The organism is Clostridium sp. 19966 (genome assembly GCF_032335695.1).
GTDB lineage: Bacteria > Bacillota > Clostridia > Clostridiales > Clostridiaceae > JACTOJ01.
The window spans coordinates 1-11,667 of the sequence record NZ_JACTOJ010000052.1; the positions used below are offsets into that span (position 1 = coordinate 1).

14 protein-coding genes and 1 pseudogene are annotated in these 11,667 nt (G+C 30.6%); 3 read left to right on the forward strand and 12 right to left on the reverse strand.

Annotated features, from left to right (window positions below; genetic code table 11):
• Positions 1 to 259: 259 nt before the first annotated feature.
• From IAI10_RS23790 to IAI10_RS23805, 4 genes are all read right to left on the reverse strand, one after another.
• Positions 260 to 1,147 (reverse strand): glycerophosphodiester phosphodiesterase family protein, encoded by an 888-nt coding sequence (locus IAI10_RS23790; RefSeq protein WP_315675805.1) that lies wholly within the window; start codon positions 1,145 to 1,147, stop codon positions 260 to 262.
• A 162-nt stretch (positions 1,148 to 1,309) separates the two neighbouring features.
• Positions 1,310 to 2,086, reverse strand: coding sequence for an APH(3') family aminoglycoside O-phosphotransferase (locus IAI10_RS23795; RefSeq protein WP_315675806.1), 777 nt, complete (start codon positions 2,084 to 2,086; stop codon positions 1,310 to 1,312).
• 17 nt (positions 2,087 to 2,103) lie between these two features.
• Complete coding sequence (locus IAI10_RS23800) at positions 2,104 to 2,712, reverse strand: class I SAM-dependent methyltransferase (RefSeq protein WP_315675807.1); 609 nt, start codon at positions 2,710 to 2,712, stop codon at positions 2,104 to 2,106.
• A 32-nt stretch (positions 2,713 to 2,744) separates the two neighbouring features.
• Positions 2,745 to 3,752, reverse strand: coding sequence for a MerR family transcriptional regulator (locus tag IAI10_RS23805; RefSeq protein ID WP_315675808.1), 1,008 nt, complete (start codon positions 3,750 to 3,752; stop codon positions 2,745 to 2,747).
• 1,287 nt (positions 3,753 to 5,039) lie between these two features.
• Between IAI10_RS23805 and IAI10_RS23810 the strand changes: the two genes are divergently transcribed.
• From IAI10_RS23810 to IAI10_RS23820, 3 genes are all read left to right on the forward strand, one after another.
• A complete protein-coding gene (locus tag IAI10_RS23810) occupies positions 5,040 to 5,453 on the forward strand; it encodes a hypothetical protein (RefSeq protein ID WP_315675809.1) in 414 nt (137 codons plus the stop codon).
• A 138-nt stretch (positions 5,454 to 5,591) separates the two neighbouring features.
• Complete coding sequence (locus tag IAI10_RS23815; protein ID WP_315675810.1) at positions 5,592 to 6,263, forward strand: ATP-binding cassette domain-containing protein; 672 nt, start codon at positions 5,592 to 5,594, stop codon at positions 6,261 to 6,263.
• Positions 6,244 to 7,182 (forward strand): hypothetical protein, encoded by a 939-nt coding sequence (locus tag IAI10_RS23820; RefSeq protein ID WP_315675811.1) that lies wholly within the window; start codon positions 6,244 to 6,246, stop codon positions 7,180 to 7,182. The genes IAI10_RS23815 and IAI10_RS23820 overlap by 20 nt, the downstream gene beginning before the upstream one ends.
• 191 nt (positions 7,183 to 7,373) lie before the next feature.
• On the opposite strand, the gene IAI10_RS23825 is transcribed toward IAI10_RS23820, so the two are convergent.
• From IAI10_RS23825 to IAI10_RS24745, 8 genes and pseudogenes are all read right to left on the reverse strand, one after another.
• Positions 7,374 to 7,766, reverse strand: coding sequence for a cytidine deaminase (locus IAI10_RS23825; RefSeq protein WP_315675812.1), 393 nt, complete (start codon positions 7,764 to 7,766; stop codon positions 7,374 to 7,376).
• Between the two features lie 61 nt (positions 7,767 to 7,827).
• Positions 7,828 to 8,199, reverse strand: coding sequence for a VOC family protein (locus tag IAI10_RS23830; RefSeq protein ID WP_396334422.1), 372 nt, complete (start codon positions 8,197 to 8,199; stop codon positions 7,828 to 7,830).
• A 61-nt stretch (positions 8,200 to 8,260) separates the two neighbouring features.
• Complete coding sequence (locus IAI10_RS23835; protein ID WP_315675813.1) at positions 8,261 to 9,019, reverse strand: DUF4304 domain-containing protein; 759 nt, start codon at positions 9,017 to 9,019, stop codon at positions 8,261 to 8,263.
• 82 nt (positions 9,020 to 9,101) lie between these two features.
• Positions 9,102 to 9,467 carry a GrpB family protein gene (locus tag IAI10_RS23840; RefSeq protein WP_315675814.1) on the reverse strand — a complete coding sequence of 122 codons (366 nt, stop codon included), beginning with the start codon at positions 9,465 to 9,467 and terminating at the stop codon, positions 9,102 to 9,104.
• A gap of 159 nt (positions 9,468 to 9,626) precedes the next feature.
• Positions 9,627 to 10,112, reverse strand: a complete 486-nt coding sequence (locus IAI10_RS23845) for a GNAT family N-acetyltransferase (RefSeq protein WP_315675815.1) — start codon at positions 10,110 to 10,112, stop codon at positions 9,627 to 9,629.
• Positions 10,113 to 10,294: 182 nt separating this feature from the next.
• A complete protein-coding gene (locus IAI10_RS23850; RefSeq protein ID WP_315675816.1) occupies positions 10,295 to 10,534 on the reverse strand; it encodes a GNAT family N-acetyltransferase in 240 nt (79 codons plus the stop codon).
• Positions 10,535 to 10,599: 65 nt separating this feature from the next.
• Entirely contained in the window at positions 10,600 to 11,079 is a 480-nt protein-coding gene (locus IAI10_RS23855) for an HIT family protein (RefSeq protein ID WP_315675817.1), read from the reverse strand.
• Between the two features lie 391 nt (positions 11,080 to 11,470).
• Positions 11,471 to 11,557 (reverse strand): annotated as a pseudogene (locus IAI10_RS24745) (VOC family protein); the annotation flags it as partial.
• Positions 11,558 to 11,667 lie beyond the last annotated feature (110 nt).

Sequence of the window (11,667 nt, forward strand, 5' to 3'; positions counted from 1 at the left end):
GAACTAGCTTAAATCCAATAGCGAAGCGGTGATGATACATGCTTTCTACTGGATTTAGTTTATCAAAATTTATTAGAAATTTGTATACGGAGAATTTTTGACGGTTACAAAATAAGTGCTTCTTCCTATGCTATAAAGATCAAATTACACTGGCGAACTTCAGTGGACAATAGTTTTCAGGAAGAAACACTTTCAGTTATGAAGGAAAATGAAAAGTGGTGTATAGCAGCTGTAAAATAAAATGCAAGCTGCAAAATTTCTATTGGGCAATTTGAGGTTTTTTCTCATTTCTCATATTTAGCAATAGCTGAGGTTTGTCAGAGATTATTCCATCTACATTTAATTTAAGCATATTATCTATTTCATCTGGCCTATCTACAGACCACGCATATATTTCTTTGTTATTACTGTGTATATCATCTACCAGCTTCTTATTCACTATATTTTTTTGTATGCTATAAAAATCCACCTTTAGTGAGGATAAATTTCGCGTAGGCTGACTTACAATATACCCAGTCTGAATGTGAGGATTTAATCTCTTAACATATAGCAATATATCGTAATTTAAAGAATGAACCTTGCATTGATCCACAAAATTATCCTTATCAATAATATTCACCACATTTTTAGTGAGATCCTTAATGTTTCCGTTGGGCTTTATTTCTATTATCAAATTCTGCTTGCCATAACTTGCTTTAATTACTGAATCTAAGGTAGGAATCCTTTCTATGCCATTTCCTGGTGAAGTTGCCGCTAGGTTTAGTTTCTCAATCTGCTTATAGGTTACTTGATCCACATACTTATTTAAGCCAGTGAGTCTTTTTAGATTTCTATCATGCAGCAGCACTACTACTCCATCCTTAGTTTCCTGCACATCTATTTCCGCACGGCCCACTTTATTATTTATGGAGTTTTGAATTGCTTCAAGAGAATTTTCCACTCCTCCAAAGCCAAGCGCTCTATGGGCCACTACTTTTACATTATTAATATCTATCTTTTTATTAAAATTTAAAGGCTTAAGGGAGTTAATTTTAGAGCTAACTTTAGTTATATCCTTCTCTTCAGCTTTTTTATATCCATTATCCGCAATAAAGCCTAATAATATAAGTATAGCAATTATAGGAAAAATTATATATTTTTTCTTCATACCCCATCAACCCCCAATGCAATTATGATTTATTTTTTCTGTAGCCAGAGAATTTTTAGTTTAGTAACTCCCCTGTCATGTATTAATACGATATTTCTATATATTATGTCTCTAATAATCATAAAAATCAAATTACATTGGCTTTTTGCCAATTATCCGAAATTAAAACAACTCATCCAACAAAATATAATAATCTAATTTTTCTTTATTTAGTTGGATGCCTATCTGCTCTAATAACAAAGCATCATACTTCTTTGTTTTAAAGTTATGTCTTAAGGAACGAATACAGAGTGCCACATCCTGCCACAAATCTGCTACTCCTGCACGTCCAATATCAATAAATCCTGTTATCTGTTCATCGTCAGCAAAAATGTTGGGAAGGCAATAATCACCGTGAGTAAAAACCAGCTCTTCATTTTCAGGTATGTTACTATTTAGAAAGTTAAGCAATTCCTGCGGGGATGAAAAGCCATTGCTGCTTGCTTCCCAGTCACTCATATCCACCCTGTTAAGTCTAATATTCTCAGCAGCATCCTTCAGTTTCTTATGTAAGTTATTATGTGCAGGGCAATCCTTAATATTCACGGATTTCAGCAAATTAATGCCCTTTGCAAGCAAAGAAACTGCTAAAGCAGGATTTTTTAGGTAATAATCATCACATAGCATCTTACCGCCAATTTCCGAAATCAAAAGATAATTCATATCCTTTTCTGGCACCCATTCAATTATCTCAGGTACAGGAAGCCTTTCCTGCAGCCATAGCATATTTTTATATTCCCTTTCAAGCTCACCTGCTTTTGGCTCAGCTTTTAAATATAATACCTCTGCTTCCGAAAAAAATTTATATACAGCTGCCTGTGAGCAGCCAATATTGTTTTGCTCATACTCCATATTTAAAAGGTGTTTTTTAATCCTATTAGGTAAATGCAAACTATCCATAGATATTTCCCTTCTTTTTATCTCTTTCTAACAATATAATCCTGGAAGCCCTGTCTAATTTTCTTACCTTCATATATTCTTTCTAGTGCCCTATCTTCTTTGTACAATATCTCCATATCCTGAAAGTACTTGTCCGGTTCACTCTCTGCAAAATAGGAATGTATTACAGGAAAATCATCCATTTGTTCATATTGGTTTTCCCCTAAATCTACACCCGTTCCGCAGCGGAAGTCCTTTGTAGTAAGAAAATTTACAAAAAGTAATCCATTTTTCTTTAATACTCGTTTCATTTCATCAATAGCTTCTGAAACCTCTGTTTTTCTCATATGGAATACTGAATTGTAAGAATAAACAAAGCTAAAAGCCTCATCCTCAAATTCTAAGCTTCTCATATCCCCTCGATTAATATTTAGATTTTGTCCTTTTTTATCTGCATATTTATTTGCTGCTTCCAATTGGCTGCTGTTTATTTCTATACCATGGGTGGAGTAGCCATACTCTGAAAATAAACTTAATGGTGGACAATCTCCTCCTGCTCCACAATCCAATACTGTCTTATCCATATCTTCCGCATTGCAAAACATTAGAAATCTGTATAAGGGTATTTGCTTAAATATCTCGCTCATTTTTACTCCTCTCCTTTTTTATAAATAAGCTATTAAATATTCCTATTAGCAGCCAAAACACCTACTAGGGGATGTAATTTATGTACTTCAACCTTGAAATCAGAGTTTGAAAAGCAATTTACCAGCTCTTCAATGCTAGATGGAAAATCCACTTCTGATCCATAGCCTACTGATGAGAACTCTTCTTTATAATTATCAGGATTTTCAAAGAACATCAAATCGCCAATAACGATGCTTTGCAGGCTGTCTCCACATATATTAATCATCTTTTCTATGGCCTTTTGCTTATATATTGTAGTTAGATGGTGCAGAGCGTAGTTGCAAATAATTTTTGTAACACCCTTTTCCTTTAAATCTACATTCAAATTAGGTTCCTCAAAGGTTCCTATATAAAGTTCAACATTATGTGCCTCTTCTCTGGCGGCATTTTCTTTAGCTTGGCTAATCATCCCATCACTGATATCCACACCTATTGCTAATTTTATATTTTGAGATAGCTGAATAATTTGTTTTCCAGTACCGCAACCTAAGTCAAGTATAACATCCTCAGGATTAGGCTTAACCAATTCATTTATTAATTCTGCTGTTTTGGCTCTCCAATAATAACTGTCAGTGATGTATTTATTGCTTGCTTTATTAAATCTCTGCTTTACTCTAGTTTCCATATTTGTCATCTTGATAATCTCTATAAGCTGCTGAACATCCAAAAAACTATTATTTTGAACTTGCCTTTCGGCTTTATTTAGTGCAGTGATAACTGTATCGATATGCTTCTTTTTTTCCTCTAGCTCTTTTTTTTGAATACTGATTATGCTTTCTATGTTCGTGCCTTTTTCACTTATAAGCTGCTTTATTTCTTCAAGTGATAATCCAATGAATTTTAGTGTAGTAATCTGCTGCAGCTTGATAAAATCTTCATCACAATAAATTCTATAACCTGCTTCTGTTTTGAAGGATGGCTTTAACAGCCCAATCTTATCATAATGAAGCAGTGTTTTAACAGTTATTCCTGATCTTTTAGCGAACTCACTAATTTTCAAGACTCCGCCCCCTTTCAATGCTATTTTAAATCCTAACCTTGGGTTAGAGTCAATACTATATGACCATTATTTATGTCACATCTTACCGTAGTACCTATAAATGCGAAAAGGTAGAATAGATTCTCTTGCCTCTTCACATTTAACTACTCTATATAAGTAGTCCACTTACCGCATTTATTACAAAAATATAGAGCAAAATCCAATGTTTCATCAGCGGCATCCAAATCAAAAGTAAAAGCGTTTTTATCTTTGATGAGTCCTATATCCTTACGCCAGACACTAAATCTTTCCGCATCACATTCCGGGCACTCAGAATCACATTTCCCTACATATTCAAAATCATCAATCCTTCCTTATTCCGTTATCCTGTAAAAATTGGACTATAACCTCTTCATAACTTAAATCTGAATGCTGAATAAAATCTTCTAATTTCAAAAATTCACTCGTTCTTAAACCTCCTTCGCATTCTTAGCATATTCTCTTTTTATGAAGATCATGCAATATTGGACTTATTTCAGCCATTCTTCATAAAGCATAAACCTACCATAAAATACAACGTATATTACAGGAATGATTATAAATATAAAGCTATACAAATTCAAACTACAATAACTTATTTAATATCTATCAGAATAAATTAACATTAATACCATACAAATTTTGTTGATTTTCAAAATATATATTGACTACATATCGTTTTTGAAATTTTTTATTAGACATTAAATTACTATATGAAATTATTAACAATTTTTAAATGTAATATATGGTATTTACATTTATTGTATACTATGGTAATATAATTACATGCACTGTAAAATTATATCTTGTTACTACTAATTAACTAATAAAATTATTAATAATTACTTCAATATTTATGTATATACTACTTCTATCTATAGGCAACAGCATACCTATCTACATCATATTCTATATTTTTTACGTTTATTATAAGCATAGATATCACTATTAATTATAAGCTTAAAATTTATGTAAGCTAATTACTTGAAATTGCAGCTTCCAAAATACACCAAGCTAATTCCTATAAATTATTTTCTTTAAAACAATTTTGAACAATAACTTTATTTTCCTAGAAATTAAAGGCAGCTCGAGATGCTTTTAATATATAAACTTTTAAAATACACAATATATTATTGCAACAAACTAGTTTAAAACAACTTTTTTGTTACAATGACGCTTATTTTTAAATTAGCTAATTTAAGTTATATCTACTAATGTATCTATATCATTTAAAAGTTTAATAACAATTGAACAAAATAATATTAAGAAATGGGGAGAAATATAATGAAAAATAATAAAATTAAAGGTCTGGTTATTGCACTCACAATAGGCTTTATGAATTTAATTCCAATAGCAGCTAACGCATCAACAACCTATGAAACATGGTCTACAAGAGGCGTAAAGTATCTTGCATGGTCAAAAGATACTTTAGATTGGACAGTTAATTCTAATCTTGACATTACTTCTTATGACGCTCGCCAAGAAGAAAGTGGACTATTTGTTAGTGTTCAAGGATATTCAAAGTTGAGCTACTCTAATGCTGATAATCTCTATGTTAACTTTAAACATAAATTTACAGCAGGTGCTGTAATTGGTGGACAAACTCTTGGATGGGATACAACAATTACCGATCAGGCTCATGCAACTTGGTCAGGAAATGCAGATTGGTCATATGACGTTTAATTTTTGCCTAAAAGTAATGATTTAAGTTAAATGAATATATTTACGCTCATTTAGACTTATATACACTAAAATACCCATCTACTTGTGGACTAACAATTTACTGCAAGTAGATGGGTAAATTATGAAGGAGATAGTTTTATGATAAAATGTGTAGATCTCTCTAAAAGTTATTCCAGCACTTCTATTATAATAGATAAATCAAATTTTGAAATAAGAGATAATAAAATTTCATTCTTAATGGGTCCCAATGGCTCAGGAAAAACCACATTTATTAAATGCATGATGGAGATGGAAAAACATAACGGTAAATTTATTTTTGATGACAAAAGCATTAATGAAATAAGAGATAAGTGCTTGGTAATATGGGATGATTGCCCCTTTTACACCAATATAAGTGGAATAAATAATCTTATAATTTGGGGTGAAGGTAAACAAACACAAAAACGAATTGAACAGATAGCTAATAATTACTTAGATTATGGCTTATTAAAAAGAAAAGTTAAAACATATTCTTATGGGCAAAAGAAAAAATTAGCATTAGCTCTAGTAGAAATTTTGGAGCCACGGTACTTAATAATGGATGAAATTTCAAATGGTCTTGACTATGAGATGATAAGATCGTTAAAAAAAACCATTAAAAGTTGGGCAAGTAATATGACCATTATACTTACAGGACATCAATTTAGTTTTTATAATGAAATGATTGATGATTTGTTTGTATTTAAAGATAGAAAAATACTGCTATTAAAAAAAGATTTCTGTGATAGCGGCGCTAAACTGGAGGATATATATGATGAAGAAATACATTAAACAAGAATTATTATATGGTATTAAATCAAAATTTTATTATATAATCTTAGCTCTTCTTATAATACTATTTGGATTTATATTATTTTTAAATTATAGTTCTGTAACTGATACATATAATTCTTATAAAAAAACGGAAAGTTATTATAAACAAAACGGTCTCGATATTCAAAAAGATTTGTCTGATCCAAATTATAAGGTAGAAAATAATGAAAATGGTGGCACAATTTCTAATCCTATTCTTTACCATAAAAAAACTGTCAGCAGATATGCATATGCCGCAAGTCCTAGATATACATTGTCTCAATTAATGGAGTCTTGTGTTCTTCTTTTCCCAATTGTATTTGGTGCTTTAGGATTAATCGTTGCCAATAATGATTTTAAATATAGAACGATTAAGCTTAAAACAGTTAGAATGCATAAAATATCTTTTAGCATTTCAAAGCAATTGTCCATAGCATTTGTTAGTTTAATTATTTTGATTGCTGCGTTATTAATTTCTTATGGCATTGGCTCCATTATGTATTGGAGATTATCAAGCGTTATACCAATTGAACAGTTTAAATCAGGTGTAGTACCGACAAAATCACCAATGACAACTAAATTTATATTTGTATATGCTATAGCCTTACTTTTTGCAGAAATAGGATATTCTTTAGGTATACTATTTAAAAATATATATGTAGGAATAATAGCGATCGTAGTTTATATGTTTGTTTTTCCCAATTTAGGCAAGTTTGATTTGAAAAATTCCATTTTTTACTTTCAACAAAAGATTTTTGACTTTTATGGTGTTATTTCTGTAGAATCACCTAAAAATATATCAACATTAAGTGCGGGTATGATTATTTTATCTATTGTTTCTATCCTAGTTATCGCAAACATGACAATTATAGTGAAACGTAGTTCATTTGAAAGCTAACAAAATAATACATTTGCAGCTGTAGAAATTAGCAATGATAAAAACGGTAACAAAATTAATTCAAAAATTGCGTTTATGAGAGATAGAAGTTATAGCAGAAAATGCCTATCGCTAATTTCTACAGATATAGCATTATCAGATGCTTAAATCAATTGAATTCATGACACTTGTTTGCTTCTAGCTACAAGAAATTATTTGTATCTTGGATATTCTGGTAGCAATTCAATTAGCTTGATTGTTTTTCCTTCATTATCAAGTAACATTTCAATATTTTCTGCATCTTTTCCAAGGTGCATCATAAATTCTCTGCAGGCACCACAAGAAGGAATCACTTTTCCATCCTTATAAACAGAAACAACCTTCTCTACTTCATTTTCTCCATGTGTGAGCATTGTTGATAAAGCATTTCTTTCTGCACACATTCCTAATGAGCCATTTGTATCTATACAGATACCTGTGTAAATATTACCTTTTCTTGTTAATACCGCTGAAGCAACGCTTCCAACCCACATAGAACTTGAAACTTCGTGTGGATTTATTACCTTCATAGCTTCTTTATAAAGCTTTTCCCATATTTGTTCCATATTGACCTCCTAAATCTCCTATTTTGCTCCTCTGCAAATTCTAATTAGCTTCTCTATAAGTTCAGCAGCCAATTTCAATATAATTACCTTCAGGATCAGCAATCCAAAAATTTCTTTGCCCCCAAGGTTGTGTAACTGGCTCTCCTGTAAGCGATTTAACCCCAAGTGCTGTTAGCCGTTCATATTCCCTATCAACATCACCTTCTATGCCTATTTCCATGGTCAAATTGAAGCCCATGGGTAGGCAATAAGGCTGCTTCATTTCCTCAGCAAATTGTTTCCTGTCAAACATAAACAAGCCACCATCTTTAACCTTGAAACTTATAAAGGGCCCTCCGTCCCAATCTGTTTCAAAGCCTAAGATATCCCTGTAAAACGTCACCATCTTTTCAATGTCTTCAACAAATAGCCCCGTATGTACGCTTTTAGACAATATACCTATACAAATATATCCTCCTTCATTGTGAATTAATTATATCAACTAATCAAACAGCCTATAAAACAATTCCTACATGATTAACATAATCATGAATCCGATCTTTTAAAAAGCCATTTTGTATTCTTTTTAATATTTTTTGAGCTTTTTCCTGCTCTCCATACTTATGATAAAGGCGTGATATCTGATACATCATTATTTCATCAACATATCTATTAGGTTCATCATTGTCGATATTATTTAATAATAGTTCAGCACATGGAATTGTATTGAAAAATTTAATTATGACATTTTCAATATCAGAAGCAACAACCTCATTGAAGCCTTCACCATTCTGTTTATTGTACCTATTATCAAGTTTTTCTTTTAAAGAATCCTTCTTTTCATCTTTCCTGTTTTCGGTTAGTGAAACGGGAAGCAGCGGACTATTCCATAAATCTAACATATAGAGAGGATACGCAAAATTACTCAAGTCATACTCCCAACCAATAATTGTGCTTGGCTCTATTGTAAATACTGTTGCCTCCCATTTCTTATCATATTTTTTACCTAGCAAATCGTAAAGAGAAGGTATAGCAATATCTACACTTAAATAAAATCTGGCGTGGACTCTACTGTTATCCCTAGAAAACTTAATATTACATACTTCTATAAGACCGTCACGCTGACGATAAATGGTTTTTCCATTTTTTCTAAACCCTTTTCCTTTAAAGCCAGGAACAATGACATTGTCAAAAGTTTCATGAAGCATTTGCGCATAATTATATTTTTCTGAAAGGTTGTCAAGATAAGGACTGCCATAAGAAAAAACATCCATATTTAATCACTCTCCATCTAAAGTATATACATTGACTTTGTTTAACAATGTTTTACAATTCTGCATTAGTTCATCTATTAAATTATTTATTTTTATAGTATGATTTAGCTTTATTCATAATACTTTTGATGCAATCATATTTTGCATGAACATATTCTTGAGGGCTATAACGAAATTTCAGTGCTGCTGCTATTTTTACTCTTTCATATTCCTTTAAAGCTTCATTATCAATTTTTAAATAATCTCTAAACATCAATTCATCAGAAATATGAGGATTCCTTTTCTGATAGATATGGATATGATGCGTGTAATTTTCCGAATTATCTTGATTTAACTTTACAAAATATCTTCGACCTTCAATTCCATTTTCTCCTCTGGCGCTATATACATGAATTTCCATAATGTAATTATATTCATCTATTTGATTTATATCATTAACTACAATCATAATCTATTATAGGTTTCGAACTTAATTTTTTGATTGATGTAGACACGAAATGTTATATGTCAATTATAATACTTTCAAAGATATCTAACATAATAATTTTTATTTATTTTTTATTATTATTTTGTAGTTTAAGAAAAATGTGAATCAACTAATATCTTATTAACAGAAAATCATAACCCAAAAATCAATTTTACCAGATTCCGTAATTCTTTCAAAAGAGTTAATCTTTTCAAAACCAGCCTTTTGATATACTTTTATTGCCCGTTGATTAAAAGTTGCTACCGTCAAGCGAAACCTTTTTGCTGATAGATTATTTCTGACATAATCTAAACCACTACTAAAAAATTTAAGTCCTAATCCTTGACCACACAAATTAGGGTTTATTCCTAAACCAATATCAGTAATATCTTTGCATTCATAAGCACCAAATTGATTCCCTACTGGAACTTGAGCAGATTCACCAAAGCAATAGTAACCTATAAGATTATTTTCTTCATCAGAAGCCGAAAAGTATGTTCCATTAAGGAGTTCACCTATACAGTTATCACTTCCATCCATACTATAGATTGAATATGGCTCTTTATAAATCCATTTTGAAATTTGCTTTGCTTCATCATAATTCATTTGCTTTATATTTAGTTCCATGCTAAATCCCCCATATCTCTTTTATCAATATTAATTGTTTCGTCATATTTTACGATTCCGAATTAATCTATATATAATAGTACCACATATGAAATTTAATACCAATGATGCAATAATAAAGCAAAAATTATTAGGATTTCTCATTTAAAAATATTGCATAATAAGTTATTTAAGAAATTTACTCAATATCTATAATTATAGATAATTTCATCTTTTACTTTTGGTTCATCTGCTCCAATACTTCTATATAATGCACATGCTGCTTCATTATTAATATTGGTTGGTATCCATATTTTCATTACAGCATTTAATTTTCCATCTTCAATGATTTTATTAATTATACTTTTAGCAAGTCCAATTTTTCTATAGCATTTTAATGTGCCTATTTCATCTATTCTGCATCTAAAAATGTTTGCAGCCATACTATACCTCCAAGTAATCTAATATAATTGTATCAACACATTTAAAACTTTATTATTATTTATACTTACAGATTATCTGCGTTAATATTTTTAAAATAATTTTTCAACTTATTGGCGTATTCAATACGCTCTTCTGGTTTAGATGCTTCTCTGTCAGTTAAATACAAATCATCATCCTTATATCTTGGAAACACATGCAAATGATAATGCCATACATCCTGATTTCCGCAAGGCTCATTATGTTGCCTTGATGAAACCCCATCACATTTATATATCTCCTTAAGTGCTAGAGCCATCTCTTTTTCTAAATGATGAATCTTGTCAGAAAGTTCATTTGGCAGGTCATATATATTTTCATAATGGCTATTTGGAATAATAATTACGTTTCCCTTATTATTCTTATACTGACCTGCACTAATGAACGCCGTTATGTAATCATCCTTATAAATTATATCGGATTGTTTGGTATATACGTGTTCATTTTCAATTCCATTAACTACTAAGCAAAATGGGCAAATATAATCATCAGGCGCATGATTGTACATTTTTTTATTCCTCCTTATATAATTCATATTACTTTATAAATGCATCTTATTTTTAGGATAATTATAACATTATTTTGATATTTTAGTAAAACCATATTAGCAACAATATTTACTGTGTTTGAATTAAACTAACCCGACTACCAGCGTCCCTTATGATTCTGCAAATATATTTTATCAATTACATCCAATCCATCTTTTAAATAATCGATAAACTATAAAAATTGAAATAATGCCGCAAGATCCATATTGAATATTAATGCTTAAGGTATACTATTCAAAAAAATTAAAAACATCCCTTTAAAGGTTGCTTTTAATTTTTTTATTAGGTAAGACATCCATCAAACCAGTATTTACAGGAATATCGTGAATTTCCTCTCAATTTCCTGATTTTCTATAACAACGCAAAATGGGCACTTTCGATAATTGATTTCATTTGACATAAGCAAAAAGGGTGTCCGGCGGGGTCAATCATAACTCTTGTAAATGGTAAACTAAAAGGGTGAGATTTCGGCAAACAAAAAGGGAGAAGATTTTCCAGTATAGTACAATAAAAAGTCACCTTTTGGTAGAATAAAATAGTTATTTTAC

What these genes read in the sequence shown, in the direction of transcription:
- IAI10_RS23825 (WP_315675812.1), bottom strand. Translation starts at nt 7,766, where the DNA reads ATGGAACAAATATGGGAAAAGCTTTATAAAGAAGCTATGAAGGTAATA.
- IAI10_RS23810 (WP_315675809.1), top strand. Translation starts at nt 5,040, where the DNA reads ATGGGGAGAAATATAATGAAAAATAATAAAATTAAAGGTCTGGTTATT.
- IAI10_RS23840 (WP_315675814.1), bottom strand. Translation starts at nt 9,467, where the DNA reads ATGATTGTAGTTAATGATATAAATCAAATAGATGAATATAATTACATT.
- IAI10_RS23850 (WP_315675816.1), bottom strand. Translation starts at nt 10,534, where the DNA reads ATGGCTGCAAACATTTTTAGATGCAGAATAGATGAAATAGGCACATTA.
- IAI10_RS23790 (WP_315675805.1), bottom strand. Translation starts at nt 1,147, where the DNA reads ATGAAGAAAAAATATATAATTTTTCCTATAATTGCTATACTTATATTA.
- IAI10_RS23815 (WP_315675810.1), top strand. Translation starts at nt 5,592, where the DNA reads ATGATAAAATGTGTAGATCTCTCTAAAAGTTATTCCAGCACTTCTATT.
- IAI10_RS23855 (WP_315675817.1), bottom strand. Translation starts at nt 11,079, where the DNA reads ATGTACAATCATGCGCCTGATGATTATATTTGCCCATTTTGCTTAGTA.
- IAI10_RS23835 (WP_315675813.1), bottom strand. Translation starts at nt 9,019, where the DNA reads ATGGATGTTTTTTCTTATGGCAGTCCTTATCTTGACAACCTTTCAGAA.
- IAI10_RS23800 (WP_315675807.1), bottom strand. Translation starts at nt 2,712, where the DNA reads ATGAGCGAGATATTTAAGCAAATACCCTTATACAGATTTCTAATGTTT.
- IAI10_RS23845 (WP_315675815.1), bottom strand. Translation starts at nt 10,112, where the DNA reads ATGGAACTAAATATAAAGCAAATGAATTATGATGAAGCAAAGCAAATT.
- IAI10_RS23795 (WP_315675806.1), bottom strand. Translation starts at nt 2,086, where the DNA reads ATGGATAGTTTGCATTTACCTAATAGGATTAAAAAACACCTTTTAAAT.
- IAI10_RS23820 (WP_315675811.1), top strand. Translation starts at nt 6,244, where the DNA reads ATGATGAAGAAATACATTAAACAAGAATTATTATATGGTATTAAATCA.